Origin of the sequence: Streptomyces albidochromogenes, from assembly GCF_005981925.1 — a bacterium.
GTDB lineage: Bacteria > Actinomycetota > Actinomycetes > Streptomycetales > Streptomycetaceae > Streptomyces > Streptomyces albidochromogenes.
Map to the genome: position 1 here is coordinate 26,898 of NZ_VBVX01000011.1, position 19,623 is coordinate 46,520.

15 protein-coding genes, 2 pseudogenes and 1 riboswitch are annotated in these 19,623 nt (G+C 69.8%); of the genes and pseudogenes, 4 read left to right on the plus strand and 13 right to left on the minus strand.

The window, feature by feature from the left end:
- Positions 1 to 156: 156 nt before the first annotated feature.
- The 5 genes from E2E34_RS02995 to E2E34_RS03015 form a co-directional block, all read right to left on the minus strand.
- Positions 157 to 648, minus strand: a complete 492-nt coding sequence (locus E2E34_RS02995) for a lamin tail domain-containing protein (protein ID WP_138899826.1) — start codon at positions 646 to 648, stop codon at positions 157 to 159.
- Between the two features lie 454 nt (positions 649 to 1,102).
- Positions 1,103 to 2,122, minus strand: a complete 1,020-nt coding sequence (locus E2E34_RS03000) for an ABC transporter substrate-binding protein (RefSeq protein ID WP_138900317.1) — start codon at positions 2,120 to 2,122, stop codon at positions 1,103 to 1,105.
- 15 nt (positions 2,123 to 2,137) lie between these two features.
- Entirely contained in the window at positions 2,138 to 2,923 is a 786-nt protein-coding gene (locus E2E34_RS03005; protein WP_138900318.1) for an ABC transporter ATP-binding protein, read from the minus strand.
- Positions 2,924 to 4,003 carry a FecCD family ABC transporter permease gene (locus E2E34_RS03010; protein ID WP_167518195.1) on the minus strand — a complete coding sequence of 360 codons (1,080 nt, stop codon included), beginning with the start codon at positions 4,001 to 4,003 and terminating at the stop codon, positions 2,924 to 2,926. It lies immediately after the preceding gene.
- A 134-nt stretch (positions 4,004 to 4,137) separates the two neighbouring features.
- Positions 4,138 to 4,283, minus strand: a riboswitch (cobalamin riboswitch).
- A 208-nt stretch (positions 4,284 to 4,491) separates the two neighbouring features.
- Positions 4,492 to 4,965: a MarR family winged helix-turn-helix transcriptional regulator gene (locus E2E34_RS03015; RefSeq protein WP_208765128.1), complete on the minus strand. Its 474-nt coding sequence runs from the start codon at positions 4,963 to 4,965 to the stop codon at positions 4,492 to 4,494.
- Positions 4,966 to 5,056: 91 nt separating this feature from the next.
- On the opposite strand from E2E34_RS03015, the gene E2E34_RS03020 reads away from it, so the two are divergent.
- Positions 5,057 to 5,419: an HGxxPAAW family protein gene (locus E2E34_RS03020; RefSeq protein WP_244315479.1), complete on the plus strand. Its 363-nt coding sequence runs from the start codon at positions 5,057 to 5,059 to the stop codon at positions 5,417 to 5,419.
- A 336-nt stretch (positions 5,420 to 5,755) separates the two neighbouring features.
- On the opposite strand, the gene E2E34_RS03025 is transcribed toward E2E34_RS03020, so the two are convergent.
- A complete protein-coding gene (locus tag E2E34_RS03025; protein ID WP_138900320.1) occupies positions 5,756 to 6,478 on the minus strand; it encodes a dienelactone hydrolase family protein in 723 nt (240 codons plus the stop codon).
- 316 nt (positions 6,479 to 6,794) lie between these two features.
- On the opposite strand from E2E34_RS03025, the gene E2E34_RS03030 reads away from it, so the two are divergent.
- Positions 6,795 to 8,525: a SpoIIE family protein phosphatase gene (locus E2E34_RS03030; protein WP_138900321.1), complete on the plus strand. Its 1,731-nt coding sequence runs from the start codon at positions 6,795 to 6,797 to the stop codon at positions 8,523 to 8,525.
- Positions 8,526 to 8,628: 103 nt separating this feature from the next.
- Here E2E34_RS03030 and E2E34_RS03035 read toward each other — a convergent pair whose 3' ends face one another.
- Together E2E34_RS03035 and E2E34_RS03040 are read right to left on the minus strand one after the other, a co-directional pair.
- Entirely contained in the window at positions 8,629 to 9,876 is a 1,248-nt protein-coding gene (locus E2E34_RS03035) for a glycosyltransferase (RefSeq protein WP_138900322.1), read from the minus strand.
- Between the two features lie 516 nt (positions 9,877 to 10,392).
- Positions 10,393 to 11,196, minus strand: coding sequence for an alpha/beta fold hydrolase (locus tag E2E34_RS03040; RefSeq protein ID WP_138900323.1), 804 nt, complete (start codon positions 11,194 to 11,196; stop codon positions 10,393 to 10,395).
- 162 nt (positions 11,197 to 11,358) lie between these two features.
- On the opposite strand from E2E34_RS03040, the pseudogene E2E34_RS03045 reads away from it, so the two are divergent.
- A pseudogene (locus tag E2E34_RS03045) lies at positions 11,359 to 12,211 on the plus strand (helix-turn-helix transcriptional regulator).
- A 528-nt stretch (positions 12,212 to 12,739) separates the two neighbouring features.
- Here E2E34_RS03045 and E2E34_RS03050 read toward each other — a convergent pair.
- The 5 genes and pseudogenes from E2E34_RS03050 to E2E34_RS03070 form a co-directional block, all read right to left on the minus strand.
- Positions 12,740 to 14,056: a phospholipase D-like domain-containing protein gene (locus tag E2E34_RS03050; RefSeq protein ID WP_244315480.1), complete on the minus strand. Its 1,317-nt coding sequence runs from the start codon at positions 14,054 to 14,056 to the stop codon at positions 12,740 to 12,742.
- A 569-nt stretch (positions 14,057 to 14,625) separates the two neighbouring features.
- Complete coding sequence (locus tag E2E34_RS03055; RefSeq protein ID WP_138900325.1) at positions 14,626 to 15,276, minus strand: hypothetical protein; 651 nt, start codon at positions 15,274 to 15,276, stop codon at positions 14,626 to 14,628.
- An 813-nt stretch (positions 15,277 to 16,089) separates the two neighbouring features.
- A complete protein-coding gene (locus E2E34_RS03060) occupies positions 16,090 to 16,827 on the minus strand; it encodes an alpha/beta fold hydrolase (protein WP_138900326.1) in 738 nt (245 codons plus the stop codon).
- A 175-nt stretch (positions 16,828 to 17,002) separates the two neighbouring features.
- Positions 17,003 to 17,134: pseudogene (locus E2E34_RS03065) on the minus strand (transposase); the annotation flags it as partial.
- A 79-nt stretch (positions 17,135 to 17,213) separates the two neighbouring features.
- Positions 17,214 to 18,671 carry an FG-GAP-like repeat-containing protein gene (locus E2E34_RS03070; RefSeq protein WP_138900327.1) on the minus strand — a complete coding sequence of 486 codons (1,458 nt, stop codon included), beginning with the start codon at positions 18,669 to 18,671 and terminating at the stop codon, positions 17,214 to 17,216.
- A 329-nt stretch (positions 18,672 to 19,000) separates the two neighbouring features.
- Between E2E34_RS03070 and thpR the strand changes: the two genes are divergently transcribed.
- Positions 19,001 to 19,588, plus strand: coding sequence for an RNA 2',3'-cyclic phosphodiesterase (gene thpR / locus E2E34_RS03075; protein WP_138900328.1), 588 nt, complete (start codon positions 19,001 to 19,003; stop codon positions 19,586 to 19,588).
- Positions 19,589 to 19,623: the final 35 nt, after the last annotated feature.

Below are 19,623 nucleotides of genomic sequence, written 5' to 3' on the forward strand. Positions count from 1 at the left end.
TCACGGCGGCGGCCCGGCGCGCGGCAAGCCCCCAAGCGCCGGCTGACGGTGCAACGCAGCGGCGGCAAGCTGTGGCGTCCGGTCGATGCCTTCCTGCCGGTGGTCGGCTCACGCTCCCCTCACCACCGGGCGAGGGGAGCCAGAGCGGGTGCGGGGTCAGTGGAAGGTGATGTAACCGTTGCCGTCGCGGTCGTTGCCGCTCTTGCTGTAGGAGTGGACGTCCGCGCGGCTGCCGGAGGGCTTGTAGAGGTAGATCGTGTCGCTGTCGTTGTTCCACATGAAGTTGCAGTTGTCGCGGTAAACGACATTGTTCGCGTCGGAGTCGGTGCCGTGGCCGCCCCGCAGCTTCACCGAGTCGCCCGGCTGCAGGTAGTGGTTGACCGTGAACGCGAAGCGGTTGCCGGTCGCGTCCTTGACGACGTAACCCTTCAGGTTGACGGTCGCCGATGCCGAGTAGTTCTTGACCGTCAGGTACTCCTCGCGGGTGTTCCCCGAGGAGCAGCTGTTGGAGTCGCGGCCCGGTGCGTCGTACTGAACGCCGCGGACCTTCAGCGCCGAGGAGTACTCGGCGGCCTGGACCGGGCTTGTCAGTGCGGCGAGCGATCCGACCGTGATCGCAGCGGCGACGGCGGCATGGGTGATGCGCAAAGTGAGGTCCCCCCTCAAGAGTGATGATGAGCGGCAGAAGCCTACCCACCTGACGGGGTTCCGTTTACCGTTTCAACTAACTAAGCAGGCATTCGACGCCGATGGGCGCGACAGCCAAGGGCTTCGGACGTCCGTGCTGGTGAGGGCCTGCGGCACGTCGCGCCGCAGGCGCCCATTCGTACCCCCGTCGCACATGTGGACGGGTTCCTGGCCGCGGTGTGAGGCCCCTTCGCCATCGACACGGGCGACCGCGTACGAGCGGTGGCCGGCCGAGGAGGCCGTGCGGCGCCGAGGGGGCTCACCAGCATCGGGTGGTGTTCACATCGGCAGCCCCGTCTCCGTCGAACATGCCACCGCCTGGGCCCAACAGCGCTGCTGCCGCCGGATGAAGGCAGCGTGCGGTTGCTCGACGTACGGCCTCGCAGGCGGGAGCGTGCCCGGTGAGTTCACGAGGTCACGAAGCGAGTTTCCTGAGGTCCGCGGCGAGTGAGGCGATGGCCGCGGGATTGCGCGGGCTTTCCACCAGCTCGGCGTAGTCGAGGACGACGATCCGGTCGTTCTTGACAGCTGAAACGCCGGCGAGCGGCGGGTAGGACTTCAGGAACTTCCGCTTCTGGTCCGCGGTGGTGTCTCCGTAGTCGTTGATCACGATGACCTCGGGGTCCCGCTCGACGACGGTCTCCCAGCCCACCGTAGCCCAGCTGTCCTTGAGGTCCTTCATGACGTGATCGCCGCCCGCCTTGGTGATGATGTCGTGCGGCCCGGCGTACAACCCCGAGGTCAACGGCTTGTCCTGCCCGTCGTCGTAGAGGAAGACGCGCGGACGGTCAGCACCCTTCAGGGCTTTCGCCTGCGCTTCGGCCACCTGCTTCTCGAAGTCCGCGACGAGCGCCTCGGCACGGTTTTCGACGTCGAAGATCCTGCCCAGGTTCCGCAGATCGGTGTAGAGCGCATCGAGCGGCGGCATGACGCCGCGTGCCTTACCTCGCCCGTTGCGGCACGATTCGCTCAGCAGGTACGAGTCGATGCCCACCCTCTCCAGCTCGGTGGGGCTGAATCCCTCCCCCTCGTTGAAGCCGTAGTTCCAGCCCGCGAAGACGAGATCGGCGCGTGCGTCGAGGACCAGCTCCTTGTTGATCGTCTTCTTCGAGAGCCACTTCGTCTTCCGGTAGCCGTCCTTCCAGGGAATGGCGGTGAGGTCACCCCTGTCGTCGGGCATCACATAGCCGGCCATGCGGTCCTCGAGTCCGAGTGCGAACATGATCTCGGTGATGCCGACGTCATTGGTGACCACGCGCTGAGGGGCCTTGTCGTAGCTCTTCTTCTGGCCGCAGTTCTCTACGGTCACCGGGTAGTGGCCCCCGCGTGCCTCGGCACCACCCCGTTCGTCCGGAGAGGTGACCTCCGCGCCACAACCGGTGGCCAACAGGGCGGCGGAGAGTGCGAGTGCGGCTGGGCGTGCGAGGTTCGGCATGATGGCGATGGCTCCTCAAGAAGCGGTATTAGTGGGCGGGAGGCGGTCGAAGAGCAGCTGTACGGCGCCGGACTCCGGATGCGGCACACGGTGCGCCCGTACGCCGAAAACCTCGGCCAGCAACTCGGGCGTCAGCACGTCGTGCGGAGCGCCGGAGGCGACGATGCGGCCGCTGTCGATGACGTAGAGCAGATCGCAGTGGAGCGCGGCCAGGTTGAGGTCGTGCAGCGCGGTGAGCACCGTCAGTCCACTTCCGCGTACCAGAGCCAGCACGTCCAACTGCTGGGCGATGTCGAGGTGGTTGGTGGGCTCGTCGAGCACCAGTACGCGTGGCTGCTGCGCGAGTGCGCGTGCGATCAGGACTCGTTGCTTCTCGCCGCCGGAGAGGGTGAGGAAGCCACGGTCGGTGAGGTGGGCGGCGCCGACCCTCACCAGCGCGGCCTCGCACGTCTTCCGGTCCTCGTCGGTGGCCCGGGCCACCGACCGCTGGTGCGGCAGCCGCCCCATCGCCACGACTTCGGCGACCGTGAAGTCGAACTCGGTGACCGCCTCCTGCGGCAGGGCGGCCAGCCGACGGGCGCCTTCGCGCGCGCTCAGGGAGTGCAGGTCCTCACCGCCGAGCCGGACCGTACCTGCCGAGGGACGCAGGGCCCGGTAGACGCAACGCAACAGAGTCGACTTGCCACTGCCGTTGGGCCCGACGAGCCCGACGACCTGGCCGCCGTCCGCCCGCAGCGTGGCCTCCCGCACCAGCCGCGCGCCGGCGACCTCGACCGTCAGCGCATCGATGTCGATCCGCATTCACGCGCCTCCGAAGGTGTAGGAGCGGCGGCGCATCAGCAGGACGAAGCACGGTACGCCGATGACGGCGGTCAGCACACCCACCGGCAGTTCGACGGGTGCGAGCACCACACGCGACAGGATGTCCACCCAGATCAGCAGGACGGCGCCCGCGAGTGGGGCGACGGCCAGCAGCCGGCGATGGTCCGCGCCGACCAGCATCCGTGCGGCGTGCGGGACCATCAGGCCGACGAAGCCGATGGCACCGCTCACCGCGACCACCGCCCCCGTGACGGCGGCACAGACCAGGAACAGCTCCTTGCGCAGCCTTCCCGCGTCCACCCCCAGGGCGGCCGCGGTCTCGTCACCCATGGCCAGGGCGTTCAGACGACGCGCCGACACAGTGAGGTGGGCGAGGCCGGCGAACACAGCTCCCGCGGCGATCGGCACGGAGGCCCAGCTGGCTCCGCCGAGGCTGCCGAGCAGCCACATCATCGCGGAGCGGGCCGCCTCGCCGCGCTCGGCCGCGAACACCATGAACGTGGTGACGGCCGAGAAGCCGTAGTACATCGCGGTGCCCGTCAGGACGAGCCGCAGAGGGGTCAGACCATCAGAGGTGCGGGCGATCGCGTACACCAGCGTCATGGCGAGGAGCGCGGCGAGGAAGGCCGCCGTCGACAGGGCCCACAGACCGAGAGCGCCGAAGGCTCCGAAGAGGAGGACGGCATTGGCGCCGACGGCCGCGCCCGAGGATATGCCCAGGACGAACGGGTCGGCGAGGGCGTTGCGGACCATGGCCTGCACGGCGACGCCGATGGCCGACAGGCCGGCTCCGACGACGGCGGCCAGCACCGCTCGCGGAAAGCGCAGTTCCCACACGATCGTGTAAGCCGAGACCTCGTCCTGCGCTATGGCCCCACCGGTCAGTCCGGCCCACAGAAAACGCAGCACGTGGCCCCAGGACAGTCCCGATGCCCCCATCCCCGCTCCACAGACGATGGAGAGCACGAGCCCGGCGCACAGGGCTGGAAGGAGGAGCGGCAATGACACGCGCTTGGGCTGCGCGGGGTCGGCTCCGCCGCGGGCCGTCGGGAGCGGCACCGCGGGTTCGCGCCTCAGGGGTGTGACCACGGGCGGTTCGCCTTCGCCTCGGGCCGTGCACCCACGTGAGATAAGGAGCGGCCCGGGACGCGGGGCGCCCTGTGCAGCACCCTCTCGCAGTCCACGGCGAATTGACAGGAGCCTCCACCACCGCGGGTAATCGGGCTTACGGGGCCGCGTGTTGGCTCCGCCTACCGTTGCGGGTCAGCGCCGGACTTCGACCGGACTTCCCCCGCGGGGCGCTTGCAGCATAGCGTGTACGGCAGGGGCCTTTCGGCGTCGAAAAGCTGCTGCCGGTATGGCGCTCAACGTTCGCCGGGCCGAGCAGCCCATGGCGTCCGCCTCTCTGCCGGCGGTGTCCTTGCTGTCCCGCAGGAACAGCGGCCCGTTGGAGATCGGTTCACCCGCACTTCACGCCGACCAGTGTGCGTGACTCACCTTCGCCCGTGCCGAGTTGCTGCCCTTCGTCGCGCTCCTGCCCTCCTCGGTCACTTTCCTCTGATCTCGTCGAGCGAGAGCTGCATCGCGGCGCGCGCACGGGCGAACCAATCCGCGAGCACTGCTGTCTCGTCGGGCGTGTAGTCGGCGAAGAGAGTCCCGAGCCGCTCGTAGTGCGGGCCGTACACGGCGAGGACCCGTGCGGCCGCCGATTCATCGAGGACGACGCGGACGCGTCGGCGGTCGTTGGGGTCGGGACGGCGGTGGATGTATCCGGCGCGTTCGAGGCGGTTGAGCACGCCGGTGACGGCGCCGGTGGTGATGTTGGCGTGCTCCGCCAGGTCGCCCGCGGTCAGATGCTGCTCCGCGGCACCCATGACATGGCCTAGGCAGGTCAAGTCGGTGACGTTCAGTCCCAGCCGCTGAGCGATGTCGTGCTGCGAGACAAGGGCGAGCGCGATCATCTGATCCATCGCGTCCAGCGCCTGCTGCGGTGTCGCCTCCGGGCGGGGCTTGCCCTTCACCAGAATTCTCCTTAGCATCTAAGTTACTTAGCTCGTGAGATAAAAGAGCTGCTTCCGTTGCGAAGATACAGACGACCCGCCGAGGAGATCTATGAGCGGCATGCACGGCGACCACGACCTCGGTCATACGGTCGCAGGATGGACAGGCACCTCCCTGGCCGTCGTCGGATTCACCCTCTCCGGCGTCGCGACGGTCGCCGGGTGGACCTCGGGCTTCTGGCTCGGACTCGGTGTGACAGCCCTCGCCGCCCTCGTCACCTGGGTGCTCCATCTGAGCGGCTGGGGGAAACCGGGCGGCCCGCGCCCGCGCGCGGATCAGCGGTGGCGCGCAAGGGACCGGGCGGCCGCACAGGGCCACCGGGACTGTGTGGGCTGTCGCGCGGCAGGTCGCGGACGTCGCCGTCCCTACCGCCAGGTCGAGCCGAGGGAGCAGCCGGTCACCGAGGCGGCATGAGCCGGGCCAGAGGTTCCACACTGCGACGCCGCCCCCAAGCGCGACAGAGGACTGGTCACCGCGCCGACTGGGGCATACGCACGGCCGAAGACGATGACCGGGCAAGCTCCGATAGCCGCAGCCCGGAAAAGGTCGTCGACTGCGGCGGAAGAATGTCTCCTGCTGGGCGATTTCTGCCCGGATTGTGGCAGCGCCGCAGGTCGCAGGTGAAGTAACCCTGTCCCTGCCCCGCTCCCCGGCCCACGTCACCGCCGCCTTCGCGACCACGTCGCAAACCGGAGCCGGTGGCGGTCGACCGGCCTGGTTCGAGGCCCGGAATCGCGGTTGCCGACCGGATCACTCCGTAACGGGCAGGCACTCGGCGAGCAGGTCGACGACGTCGCGCCAGGCGCGCTGCGCGTGCCGTGGGTGGTAGCCGACGCCGGGAACCACGGGGTGGTCGACCGGCGGGTGGTGGAAGGCGTGCAAGGCGCCGCCGTAGACCACGAGGCGCCAGTCGACGCCCGCTGCCTGCATCTCGGCGGTGAACGCGTCCCGTTGCGCGGGCGGCATGATCGGGTCTTCCGACCCGACCCCGGCCCACACCGGGCAGCGGATGCGCGCCGCCTCGCCCGGTCGGCCCGTGGTGGTCGCGTTGACTGTCCCGATCGCGCGCAGGTTGACGCCGTCGCGCCCGAGTTCCAGCGCGACGGCGCCCCCGGTGCCGTAGCCGACCGCGGCGATCCGGTCGGGGTCGGTCCGCGGTTCGGCGCGCAGCACGTCGAGCGCCGCGCGGCCGATGCCCCGCATCCGGTCGGGGTCGGCGAGCAGCGGCATGCAACGGGCCAGCATCTCCTCGGGGTCACCCAAATAGCGCCCGCCGTGGAGGTCGAAGGCCAGCGCTACGTAGCCCAGCTCGGCAAGAGCATCGGCCCGGCGGCGCTCGACGTCACTGAGCCCCATGCCCTCTGGCCCGAGCAGCACCGCGGGCCGGCGGTCGACACCGGCCGGAACGGCGAGGTGCCCGATCATCGTCAGACCGTCGGCCTGGTACTCGACCGTACGCGGCGTAATCGTCATGAGACTGGACCGTAGTGATTGCCGAGCTCGGTCGAGCCGGTGTTCACCGCTGGCAGAACAGCGCGGTATGCCTCTGAAGTGCGGCGTTCCCGGAGATTCAGTTCCAGGTCGATCGCCTGCTCCAGGGTGGTGATCCGGGCCCTCTAACCGCTCGGTGGACGAGTGTTTCGACGTCGTCAGTGACGCACGGGAGATCCAAGGATCATCCGGGCCAACTGGACAGAACCCCTTTCACCCGGCCCAGGCGCCGAGGCCGGTCGCATGTCATGGTCCTTCTGGGGTACGCGGGTACATTCGCGTCCGAACGAGGAGGGACATGAACGACGTCGCCTATCCCGGTTCGGGGGACATCCCCGTGCCCGGGAACCTGACGCGCTCTGGCGCCCTGCTCGACGAAACGCTGGAAGGCATGCAGACGTCCGCCATCGTGGTCGATCACGACGGCCTCATCGTCGCGGCCAACAGCGCAGCCCAGAGGTTGCTGGGCAGACGGGTCGAGGAGCTCATCGGTCAGGACTTCCATGATCTGCTGCATCGGGACAGCCACGGGCACGCTGTGCCCCGCACTCGCTGCGAGATGAGGAAGGCGACTCTCACCGGAGACACCAGGCACGGTGACGCCGAGTGGTTCGCCTGCGGGGACGGCTCTCTCGTCGAGTTGTCCTGGCTGGTCACGCCCTACGTACCCGTCCCCGGGGTGTGGGGTGCGCTGACACTGCTGTACGAGCCGAAGCAGCAGCAGGTGCACCCCAGCGATGTCGGGTACTCCGCACCGCTGACGGAGCTGGATCGCCTGGCCCTGCTGGCGGAGACGACGACCCAGCTCACGTCCACCCTGGATGTGGACGAGGCACTGCACCGGCTGGCGGCCCTGACGGTGCCCCGGTTGGCGGACTGGGCGGTGCTCGACCTGCTCACCGAGCACGGCGAGGTACGGCGTGTCCTGGTGATGGAGCACAAGGACGGGATCCTGGTCGAGCGGGACGACTTGCAGGGCCCGATGCCCCCAGTACCAGAAGAATCCCCGATGCCTCTGTCGCGGGCTCTGCGTGGCGCCGCGTCCTCCCTCGCGGGCCCCTCCACCTATCAGGGCCCGCCCGATTCGGGCATCGCGGTCGAGCAGCAGCGCCTGTTCACCGAGACGGGCATGCACTCCGCTGCCATCGCACCCATCCGGGGCCTGCGCGACGTGCTCGGCGCCCTGACCCTGGGCCGCTCACAGCGTCATGACGCCTTCACGCCCACCGACCTGCCGCTGCTGGAGGACCTCACCCGCCGGACAGGCCTGGCCCTGGACAACGCACGCTTGTACCAGCGCCAGCGCAAAGTCGCCGAAACCATGCAACGCCACCTGCTGCCCCAACTCCCCACCCTGCCCGGGCTGGAGATGACCGCGCGGTACCTGCCCGCTCCGGACGCCTCCGCCGTGGGTGGTGACTGGTACGACGCCTTCGCTCTGGCCGCCCACGCCCACGCCCTGGTCATCGGCGATGTCGTCGGACACGATCTCGATGCCGCAGCGGGTATGGCCCAGATCCGCAACATGCTGCGTGCCTTCGCCTGGTCCCATCCGCAGTCCGCCCCCAGTGACGTCGTCAGACAGCTCGACGAGGCCGTGATGCACGTTGCCGAGGTGCCCATGGCCACCATGATCCTCGCCAGGCTGACACTCGGCGAGGACACACTGTGGCGGCTGCGCTGGACGAACGCCGGCCACCCGCCGCCCCTGCTCATCACCCACGACGGTCAGGCCCACTACCTCAACGAAGCTCACGGCATCCTGCTCGGAACCGGTGTCAACAGACCTCGCCCCGATGCCGTCACCACACTGCCGCCCCGCGCCACGCTCCTGCTCTACACCGACGGACTCGTCGAGTCCCCGAAACACTCCATCGACCATGGGCTGAACCGGCTGCGCCGACACGCAGCCGCCCTCGCCCACCGCCCCCTCGACTCCTTCTGCGACTCCTTGCTCGACCAGGTCCGCCCCAACGACAACGACGACGACGTCGCCATGATCGCGCTGCGCACACCCCCTCTCACCTAGGAGGCGTCTGCCGAATGCTCACGGTCGGGCACGTAGCCACATGATGAGTGCGGCGAGGCAAAGCCGTTGATCCGGGGCACGGCACGGGGCTGCCCGGTGGTGATCACTCTTCGGACAGAGCCGATACTGACGGCCTTCCTTGACTGACCATGTCGAGCAGCAGTTTCGCGGCCACCGTCGTCCCGTCGGAGCGGATCGTGCCTGCCACGGCCTGCGCTCGCGCGCGGGTCTCGGGGGTCAGCGCCGTCCTGAGCGCGGCCGACAGAGAATCGGAGGTCGGGGTGGGACCGTCGTGTGCCACGCCGATGCCCAACTCGGCCACCCGACCTGCCCAGTAGGGCTGGTCCGCCATCTGGGGCACCACCACTTGCGGTGCGCCGGCCCGGGTGGCCGTCGTCGTGGTGCCCGCACCGCCGTGGTGCACGACGGCGGCCGTCCGGGGGAACAGCGCCTGCTGGTTGACCTCGCCGACGACGAAGCAGTCGTCCCGGTCGTCGGTCAGGGCGAGGCCGGCCCAGCCACTGGCCACGATCACGCGGCGCCCCTGCGCCCGGACCGCCTCGATGACCACGTGGGCGGCGTCCGCCGACCCGTGCAGGGGCATGCTGCCGAAGCCCACGTAGACCGGCGGCGTACCGGCTTCCAGGAACGCCACCAGCTCGGCCGGGAGCGGATTGGGGTCGGGGACGATCCACGCACCGGTCTGGACGATGTCGAAGCCCAGCGCCTCCTGCGCCGGATCGAGGACCGGGTCCGTCGCCAGCCACGGCCGGTCGCCGAAGACGTAGTCACGCACGTTCTCCACCGGCGGCAGCCCGAACGACGCCCGGTTCGAGTTGAGCGCGTCGCCGAACAGAGCGTTGATGCTCCGGGCGTCCAGATCCCACAGCACCCGGTTGTCGGTCACCTCCGACGGGAACGGCCGCCCCGGGTACGCCAGCGGCGGGCGCGCCGGCGACGGCAGGGTCAGCTGCTGGAAAGTGACGGAGACGGAAGGGATGCCCAGCTTCTCGGCCACCGACCGGGCTCCGGCCGCGGCCGGCATCGCGCCGGTGGCCAGCAGTACGTCGCACCCCTCGGCCGCCGCGGCGCCCGCCTCGAACTGGCTGGCGATGATCTCGGCTGCGCGCCGGGGCAGGGACGACGGCTGCGCCCCTGCCTTCATCAGAGCGCGGGCCGACGGGCCGACCGGCACCATCGGCACGCCGATCCCGGCCAACCGCTGGGCGAAGTCCTCGTCCGGCGGCGCGCACACCCGCACCTCCGCGCCAAGCGTTTTCAGTTCCACAGCGAGTCCCGCCAGCGGTTCGATGTCCCCGCGCGACCCGTACACCATCAACAACACACGCATTTCCATGACTCATTTCTGTGAATGCCGGCCTCGGCCGACGATGGTGCGGTCCGCCACTCGGAAGGCACCCGGGGCGTACCTGGTGTGCGAAGCAGCGGCGGTCATCGTGTCCACGTCAGTTCGCGGGCGCCCTCGGCGCCGGGTAAGTCGTCAACGGGACCCTCAGCTCTGCTCGTTGGCTCAAGGCAGCACCTTCGAGAAGGTGCCGGTACCAATGCCGGAGTCGAAGGTTCCCATGGCGGGCGGGGGCCACGGGAGACGACGTACTGCCTGAGGGCGGCGAACGGGCTGGTCTCCGGCTTCCAGCCCGGCTCACAGGTCGCGCGGCCCGTGATCACTGTATCGAACCGCTGGGTGGCCGGTCCGCGATGCCCAGCGGCTCCCGGGCGTCGTACTGGTCGTCAGGGTCGGCGATGAAGCTGACCAGGGGGCTCAGTTTCAAGACGGCCGCTGAAATCGTGCTTGTACGTGGACCGAGTCCTGTCGGACCCGATGGTGTTGTCGGACGGTCTCCGCTCACGCGCCGATCGCAGCGGGGAGTTCGATGAACTCGGTCACCAGCTTGGTGAAGGCGTCCTGCTGCTCGATGAACATGACGTGACCCGCGTCGATCTCCGCGTAGGAGCTGTCCCTGATCGCGGCATGGAGGGCGCGGCTGTGCTCGACCGGGACCGTGATGTCCTGGGTGCCTCCGATCACGAGGGTGGGTGCCTCGATGAGGGCCAGCAGAGGCCGGATGTCCACCCGCAGGTCGTACGCGATGTGGCTCAGAGTGCCCTGCGTGGGCGGCATGTTGGTGATGAGCTCCTCGAACTGGGCGCGTCCGATGGAGTTGAGGAACCCGCGACTGAAGCCGGTCGTCGCCACCGCCCGGCCGAAGGAGGCCGGGTCGGAGGTGCCGAGATCCTGCCAGAGAGTGAAGAGGCTGCGCACGTATGCGTCGCTGTCGGTGTGGGCCCAGCCGGCGACGAGGACCAGTCGCCGCACCAGGTCCGGCCGGAGTGCGGCGACAGTGGCGGCGACGGTGGCGCCCATGGAGAAGCCCAGCAGATCGACCGGCCCGTCCGCCGCGTCCTCGATGACGGCGATGACCTGTGCGGCGAGTCCTTCGGCGGTGAGCGGGGCGCCGTCGTCGACGGTTGCCTCGGTGCCGGACAGGTCGGGGGTGATCACCGTGTGGCGGGAGGTGAACCGGGGTATGGTCTGCCCCCAGTTGACGGCGGCGCCTGCCGATCCGGTGCCGTGAACCAGGACCAGGGTGGGGCCCGCGCCGGTCTTCTCGTAGTGGACCTGTGCGCCGCTGACGGTGACGGTGGCCATGGCATGCTCCCTGCTCGTGTGCTTGTGCCGTGTGATGGACCGGGGCGTTCCTGCTCCGGCTCGACCCACACTGCCGCCACCGCGCAAGGGCCGGGAGAGCCGTACCGACCCTGGGATCGGCAGTCCCTGGTTGGGGCCCGGACCGTCCGGCATGATGACCGCATGAAGATCGACCGTGAGGCACTCGCCGATTTCCTCCGTCGCTCCCGCGAACGGCTGAGCCCGCAGGACGTCGGCCTGCCCATCGGCCCCCGGCGACGCACGCCGGGTCTGCGCCGCGAGGAGGTCGCCCAGCTCACGGGCATGTCGGCCGACTACTACATCCGCCTTGAACAGGCCCGCGGCCCGCAGCCCTTCGCCGGAGATGCTGGCCGCTCTGGCCCGCGCCCTGCGCCTGTCCGACGACGAACGGGACCACCTCCATCTCCTGGCCGGCCGGCGCCCACCCGCCGCCGGCAGCTCGGGCGACCACGTCAGCCCGGGGGTGCTGCACCTGCTGGACCAGTTGCCGGCCACGCCAGTCCAGGTGCTCAGCGACCTTGGCGACGTCCTGGCCCAGAACGCGCTGGCCGAGGCGCTGCTGGGCGGGGTGTGCTCGGTGTCGGAGCACGGACGCAACGTGGTCTGGCGCTGGTTCGCCGACCCCGCGCAGCGCACCGCGTACCCGCCGGAGGAGCACGCGTACTACAGCCGGTTGCACGTGGCGGACCTGCGGGCGGCCGTGGGCCGACGCGCCGGGGACCCTGCCGCGACCCGCCTGGTGGAGCGGCTGAAAGAGGTCAGCGAGGAGTTCACCGCCCTGTGGGAGCTGCATGAGGTCGCTGTACGCCGGGCCTCGCGCATGCGCGTCCTGCACCCGCTGATCGGCCCGGTCGACCTGGACTGCCAGGTGCTGCTCGCCCCGGCGGGAGACCAGCGCGTGGTCCTGTGCACCCCGCCCGCCGGAAGCGACACCGCCGAACGCCTCGCCCTCCTCGCGGTCGTGGGGACCGGCCAGTTCACCGTGTCCGGCTGAGGGGCGACCTGCCGGGCGCAGGGCATGTCCCGGGCGGTACGCCCTTCCGACTCCTGCCGCGGAGTGGGCCGGACGACGCTGTCCCCGCTCGTTTTCTGGCGCCCGTTCGCGCGCCCTGCCGGTAGGGCAAGTACGTGCCTGACTGCTCGCGCACGTGCGGATCGGTCCGCGCCGGCCTTCCGAGAGGCCGCCGGAATCGTGGCGCAGGCAGATTCCACTGTGTCGGCGCCCGTGTAGCCAACACCCTCCGCGGCGTGGCCTGCGCACCCTGGCCGCGCCCCCGGGCCGCCGCGTTCACCCAGGCCCGGGCTGGCAGCCGCCTTGCCGATGCCGGCACGGAGAGCGAGCCTGTCGCGGGAGGCCAGGGTGTCGAGTGGGTGGTGCGAGGCCGGTCCGCGGCCGGGTCACGCCGACGTCCAGGGCTCGCGGCTGCCTGGGCGGCCGCGGCCGGTGGCCGCCGATGAGCTGCCAACCCTGTTCGCCGAGGTGACTTCCGCCTTCGGCCACCCCGGCCCGGTCGCTTGACCGCTACGGCTGTGTGTTCTGCGCATCGGCGACCGCACGCTGGGAGCGGAAGTTCTCCCGGTAGGCGTCGTACACCGAGGCAGTGGGGTGCCCAGCATCCGTGGAGTCGTCCCACTTCAGGAGCGCCTCGTCGTTACCGATCAGGGCAGACTTCGTGTAGGGGTGGCTGCCGGTGAAGACCATCTTCTGGTTGTTCTTGCCCTTGTACGTGCCCTCGACGAGAAGGTACTTGGTGTGGGTGGCGGTGTGCGTACCGCCCGCCTCGTCGTCCAACTTGTGCTGTGCGATACCGCCGTACCGGGTGGGCGTGTTGAGGATCTGCTCGACCGAGCCGTCGAGCTCGCGGTACACGATGTCCACGTAGCAGCCGGCATCGTCCAGCTCCCACAACTTCCGCGCGACCTCAGGACGGGTGATGCCGTGCATCGCGACGCGAATCACGGTGCGGCCGTCGGTGGTTCCGTGGCCGGTGTCGTTGCCGTGGCAGGCCGGCTTGCCGTCAACCGGGTCGTCCACCGTGCTGAGGATGTTGACGATGACGTCCGTCGTCGCCCGGGGAAAGAAGTAGGCCTTGGCGCGGCCCGCCTGGGTGTCCATCAGCACATCCGACACCTGCTTGGACGGGTCCGCCTGCGCCTCGGCCTGACGCTTGAAGTAGGCGGCGTAGGCGCCGTACAGGGCTTGGTTGTCGACCACCGTCAGGGCGTCGTTCCAGGACTTCCGCCGGTCCCAGGTGGTCATGTTCGCGGAGGACTGCACGACGACGTTGTCCACCGGCACGGTGGCGGTGGCGCTGCCCGTGGTCCTGGAGAACAGGTAGAACTTGTTGTGGTTGACGCTGGGCCAGCCGTCCGCCGGGTTCGGGTCCTTCGCCAGGCATGCCTGCTTGTCGGCGCACAGCCGCACCCAGGAGTCGCCCGAGCCGGCCGGCTTCTTCGCGAGTCCGGCGGCGAGCAGGTCGTACGTCGGACCGCCCTCCCAGTGCCGGCGGGTCTCACTGTCGAGAATCACCTGAACGTTCACCCCGCGCAGGTGCGCCGCGTTCAGCCGCTCCACCACCCATTTGGAGCCGAACACGTACGTGGAGATGATGATGTCGGACCCGGGCACCGCGCCGTCGATGAGCCGGGCGAGGTGCGTGGGTATCGCGTCGGTCCGTGCGGAGTCGGGGCTGGTGGGGTCGTTGAACAGGGCACCGGTCGTCACCGCAGGGGCGGACGTGCCGCCGTCCGCGAGAGCGGGTACCGGGGCTGTGGCGCCGAGGAGGGCGAGGGTGGTTGCGGTCGTGGTCGCCGCCCGGGCGAGATTGATCTTCGTCACGAACGGTGACCTTACCCAGTCATGGCTCATGGACCGCCACCGACCCTGAGACCCCTGTGGTGTACGGGGTGACCGGGGGAACCAAGTCATCGCCTCCGCGATCCTGGCCGGCCTTGCGGCCAACTGTATTGACCGGCTTGCTGATGCGACGGAGCACAGCCACGAGCCGACCGCCATGCGGACCGACCCACCGGTGCCCCAGCCCACCGGGCCGGCTCGGTCGTCACCAGGTCGAGGCGCTTCTCGGGGCGGCGGGTAGGCGGCAAGACGTACGAGTCCCTCTGTCGGCAGAACTCGCTCTCGCACACGCCGTCGTGCCCCCGATCCGCCCTCGCTGTCCGTTCGTTGGGCAGTACGCCGGTTGGACGCACTGACCCACTCCCCCTGGGCCTTCGCCAACAGCTGTGCGGCGCAGGCTGCTCCACCACGCACACGAAGGCGCACTCGACGTGGGCGGAGGCAGGCACAACGGACTGCGCCGATGCACCTCAAGGGGTGTGCCCAGCCTGCGTCGACCGCAGCACGGACTCGGTACGCGCGCAGTTGCGAGGGCGGGCCGGCCGGTTCGTTCAGGGGGTGAAGACCTGGTCCAGGGTGTCGATCTCCGCGCCCGGGCCGAGGTGGTAGCGGAACACGAGCCCCTGGTCGGGGTGGGAGACGAGCCAGTCGATCAGCTGCTGGAGAGTGACTTTCTCGTTCTCGGTGCTCTCGACGATCGGGGTGACGGCCGTGATCTTCGCGTCCTCCGCGATAGGGATGAAAGTCTCCACACCGACTGTCTCGAAGGGTGCGCCGTCTGTGTCGGGCGCACCGCAGCCCCAGTTGCCGTGCTTGACGATGAGGCTGTGGAAGCCGCCCTCGGGGGTGTAGCGGTAGACGGCGATCTCGTCCGGCGAGATGGGCATCTTGTGGTCGCAGGTGCTCGTGGTGCTCGGCGCAGGCGGCTTGGGCTTCTCCACAGCCCGCATGGTTGCTGAGCCCCCGGCCAGCGTGGGCTTGGCGGCCTTGGAGGGTTTCGCGGCCGGCGCGGTGCCCGGGGCGGCAGCGCTCGCTCCCGGGGCGGGGGTGACAGGAGTGGCCGAGGCGGAAGGCGTCCCGTCGTCGACGCTCGGCGCGGCGCCGTCCTTCGCCTTGCATCCGGTCAGGGCCAGGGCCGCGCAGAGGATCAGCACAGCCAGCGACCGTCTGAGGGCCTCGGGGGTTCCGCCGCCTCCGCGCATGGTCCTATCTCCTTTTGACAAGGCACCGCTCACCGGCCGCCGTTGGTGTCTGGCGTCAACGTAGCGCGGGCCGGTACCGAAGGTCAGTGGCCGGATCTCGTTCGTCACCAGGCCGGGATCAGGCTGTTGCCTGATACGGAGAATGGGTCCGCGACCGTCCACGGAGTGGCGGTGACCTCCCCGGCAGATGGCGTGCCCATCAGGCAGCGGTCCAACTCCCTGCAGCTCGCCTGCGTTAACGGGTGACAGTCATCTCAGCCGACGGCCTGTTCGTAGGGGGACGCGCAGCGGTCGTAGCCGCGTCGATCCGACTTCATCGCCGGACGATGCCGTCCACCTGCGGCATGCGGCACGCAGGGGGCCGTGCGGTCAGCCGCCGATGCGTACCGGGAGGTCCTGCGGAGACTTCACCGCGCGGCAGACGCAGGCGCTCGGGAAGGTTGGCGGCCGCGCGGGTGAGCGTCTTGAACAACAACGGCGATGCTCTGGCACACCTTGTAACAGTCGCCACCGGAAAGCTGGTACCGCCCACAGGCCCGGTGCTTGCCGTGCAGACCGTCCGCGGGGCTGGGGCCCTCGAGCGCAGTGACCCTGTCTGCCGTACGTGACCGATCGCGGGTGCTGCGGCGCTCACAGGGCCCACCTCGATCGAGCCGCTACCCGGCGCGACTGCGTGCCCAACTCGGCATGGCTGTTGCGCTCGCCTATGGGATCAAACCGACGTGATGTCCTCCGCCTGCGGGCCCTTCTGGCCCCGAGTGATGTGAGCGGTCCTCGTCCTCGCCGGCACGCTCACCTGTCGCGGGGAGCTCGCTATGTGGCGCTCTTGCGCAGGAAGGTCTCGAGCTGTTCGGCGAAGCCAGGTGCTTCGGCGACGAAGTGACCGGCGCCCGGGTGCACGCTGCGCTCGCCGCTGAGCGCCTCCGCGAGAGCGTCGCAGATCCGCTCGAGCGCGGCCGCATGGTCTCCGGACGCGACGAGCACTGGGACGCCGGCGTCACGGATCGCGTCAAGTCGCGGGCGCGCCTCGCTGGGCGGCCGGCCACCGTGCGCCCGCCGAACGCCCGCGACCACTTCCTCGGGGAGCGGGCCGTCGCCGATGGGCGCGCCCGCGAGACGGAGGAACTCGCGCAGCTCGATCGGGTCGGTATCCATCCCCTGGGTGAGGACCGCACGGCCGATGCGCTCGAGCCGCGCCACCTCCGGATCGTCAGGGACAAGGCAGGTGAGCGGCGGCTCGATCAGGGTGAGCGAGCGCACGCTGCCCGGTGCCGCAGCGGCCGCTATCAACGTCCCCAGGACGCCGTAGGAGTGGGCGACAACGTGCGGGCGGCCAACAAGCAACGGCGCCAGGTCAACGGCGTCCACCTCGAAGTCCTGGCCCTCCCGTGGTGGTGGACTCGGCGGATAGCCACGGCGATGCACATATGCCAGCGTCCACCGATCGGCCAGCGGAGCGAAAGCGCCCCACGTCGTCCGCGGGCCGGCACCGCCGTGCACAAGCAGGACTTCCGGCCCAGCGCCATCGCGCACCACCACGATCTCGCCCACGCGGCAAGCATAGCGGCGCACCGTATGACGCGACGCCGGGAGCAGCACCTTCACAGCACCACGTGAGACACGCTCTTCAGGCGATGTCTCCGGCGAGGCGGGCGAGGCCGGCCAGGCTTGCGGCGGGGGCCAGGCGGCCCAGTAACGAGCGCATCCCCCTTCGGAAGGCGGCGGAGTGCAGCTTGGCCCACACCCTGGCCTCCGTCCACTCGGCAAAGCGCCGATGTGCCGTCGCCCCCAAGGGCCCGAACGACGCAGCGGGCAACTGCTGCCCCGTGCAACCTGACGTGGCCACGAACACGATTGCAGAGTCATACGTCAGCACAGCGGAAGGGGCGGCACCGGAGGATTCCGGCGCCGCCCCTTCAGGCTGTCTGGCTACGTGCTCAGGAGCCCGATATGGCGTCCCCGAACATGGGGTCCTCACCCGAGTTCCCGATGCCCATGGACGACGCACCGAAGCTCACCGCGCCGGTGGCCGTGACGCCTGTGGTGGAGCCGCGCAGGACCCACACTGCGCCGTCGTCGCTGTTCTCACCGCCCGCGCCCACCGACAGATCGGCGCGGCCGTCCTTGTTGTGGTCGGCGAGGTGGATGGCGTCGCCGAACAGGTCCGACGACTCGTTGGCGCCCGGGACGCCCGAGGTGCCCTGGTTGAAGGACTGGGCACCGGTTGCCGTCAGACCGGAGGCGCCGCCGCGCAGCACCCAGACGTTGCCGGCGTGGTCTGCGGATCCGATGGATTCGAAGGGGGCGCCGACGGCGAGGTCCGGGTAGCCGTCGCCGTTGGTGTCGCCCGCGGCGAGCGTGCTGCCGAACAGGTCCCACGACTCGTCCGCGCCCGGCACGCCCTCAGTGGCCTGGCTGAAGACGCCGGTGCGGGAGGTGTCGACGCCGGCCGCGGCGCCGTAGTACACGGTGACGTAACCGCCGAGCGCCGTCTGGTCCCCGATCGGGTCGTCGTCGGTACCGATGACGAGGTCGTCGTGGCCGTCCTTGTCGAAGTCGGCCGCGGTGAGCGAGGCGGGGTTGTCGTCGCTCACCTGGGTCTGCAGTGTGAGCCCGGCCGAGGAGCCCCGGTGGACGAAGGCGCCGGCGAAGGAGCCCACCACCACGTCGTCCGCGCCGTCGTCGTCGAAGTCGCCGGCGGCCAGATCGACGGCGCCGTTCGGGTACGCGCCGGACTCGATCTGCCCATCGAAGCGCAGCTTCCCGGCCGCGCCGCCGGACTTGGTGAAGCCGCCCTTGAAGATCCACACGTCCTTGCCGGTGGAACCGACCGCCAGATCGGCCTTCCCGTCATCGGTGAAGTCGCCGACCGCGAGGGACTGGCCGAACCGGTCGTGGCCCGACGCGTTCGGGTCGCTGATCGTCGTGCCGCCTGACAGGCCGGACGAGCCGCCCCACAGGATCGTGACCGAACCGCCGTCGACATCGCCGCTGATGTCCTCCAGCGGTGTGCCCACGACGAGATCGCCGTAGCCGTCGTTGTTGAGGTCGCCGTGCGCGAGTTCGGTGCCGAAGCGGTCGGAGGTCTCCGAGGCACCCGGTACGCCGGAGGAGTTCTGCGATGCGGTCTTGTGGCGCGCGGCGCTGACACCGCTCGACGAACCGTAGTTGACGACCACGGCACCCGCCTTCGCCTTCCCGCCCACGACCGCACCCGGGGCGCCGGTCGCCAGATCGCGGTAGCCGTCGCCGTTGAAGTCGTCGGCGAGGCCCGACGGGGCGGCACTCGCGCCACCGGGCAGGGCGATGAGCAGGCCACCGGCCAGGGCAGCCGCGACGGCGGTGGCGCCCAGGACGACGGGACGCCGGGAGCGCTTGTGATGGGACCGGGACATGGGTTTCTCTCCTCCAGGACACACGTGCGGCTTGGAGATGACCTCTGGTGAGCCTGAAGGGTTGTACGGGGCAGGCGAGGTTGTGGTGCCGACGATGTGCGCAGGGTGGACCGCTCCGGGCCAGTCGTCCGGGTCGGCGCCCGTGAGCTCGTGGATGCGCTGGAGGCAATAGGTCATCTGCGTGTGCTCGAGGCGGTAGGTCATCCCGAGGGCTCAGCGAAAGTCGCCAGTCGGCCTCGGCGACCACGCAGCTGCCGGCTCAAGCGGGGATGGCCCAACAGCCGGCCGCGTGCGACAGCCGCAGGTGTCGGTGGTGTACGAAGTCCTTCATGCACGACGAACAGAACCAGGCCGCAACCGTCCGCGTCTTCATAGCCCTCGCCCCGCCCGACAGCGCCAAGGAGGAACTGGCGCGGGCGCTGCGGCCCGCCTATGACGCCTACCCGCGCATGCGGTGGAACCGTATCGAGGACTGGCACATCACCCTGGCGTTCCTCGGTGAGCTGCCGACGCAGGCCGTTTCGCTTCTGCAGCCGCCACTCGCGGAACTCGCGGCGGGGCGCCACCCTCTGCACCTGACCTTGCGCGGCAGCGGGCACTTCGACAGGCGAGTGCTGTGGAGTGGGATCGGCGGGGACGTCGAAGGACTGCGGCTGCTCGCCGACGAGGTGCGGGCGCTGGTCAAGGAACACGGCGTCACCTTCATGGACCGGCCACTGAACCCCCACCTGACGCTCGCCCGATCCCGCCGTGACGACGCTTCCAGCGCGGTAGAGGCCGCCGCAGGGCTGTCCGCGTTCACCGGCCGCACATGGCAGGCCGAACGTCTGCACCTGGTCGGCAGCAACTACGGCCGCGGACCCGGCCCGATCCGCTACCGCGACATCGAGGCGTGGCCCTTCCGTGGGGTGACGTGAACCGCCCCTGTGGGTGGGACAGGGGCGGTTCACGT

Excerpts from the sequence above, each read along its gene's own strand:
- thpR (WP_138900328.1), top strand. The coding sequence starts at position 19,001 with ATGCACGACGAACAGAACCAGGCCGCAACCGTCCGCGTCTTCATAGCC.
- E2E34_RS03005 (WP_138900318.1), bottom strand. The coding sequence starts at position 2,923 with ATGCGGATCGACATCGATGCGCTGACGGTCGAGGTCGCCGGCGCGCGG.
- E2E34_RS03030 (WP_138900321.1), top strand. The coding sequence starts at position 6,795 with ATGAACGACGTCGCCTATCCCGGTTCGGGGGACATCCCCGTGCCCGGG.
- E2E34_RS03070 (WP_138900327.1), bottom strand. The coding sequence starts at position 18,671 with ATGTCCCGGTCCCATCACAAGCGCTCCCGGCGTCCCGTCGTCCTGGGC.
- E2E34_RS03020 (WP_244315479.1), top strand. The coding sequence starts at position 5,057 with ATGAGCGGCATGCACGGCGACCACGACCTCGGTCATACGGTCGCAGGA.
- E2E34_RS03035 (WP_138900322.1), bottom strand. The coding sequence starts at position 9,876 with ATGCGTGTGTTGTTGATGGTGTACGGGTCGCGCGGGGACATCGAACCG.
- E2E34_RS03025 (WP_138900320.1), bottom strand. The coding sequence starts at position 6,478 with ATGACGATTACGCCGCGTACGGTCGAGTACCAGGCCGACGGTCTGACG.
- E2E34_RS03040 (WP_138900323.1), bottom strand. The coding sequence starts at position 11,196 with ATGGCCACCGTCACCGTCAGCGGCGCACAGGTCCACTACGAGAAGACC.
- E2E34_RS03000 (WP_138900317.1), bottom strand. The coding sequence starts at position 2,122 with ATGCCGAACCTCGCACGCCCAGCCGCACTCGCACTCTCCGCCGCCCTG.
- E2E34_RS03055 (WP_138900325.1), bottom strand. The coding sequence starts at position 15,276 with ATGCGCGGAGGCGGCGGAACCCCCGAGGCCCTCAGACGGTCGCTGGCT.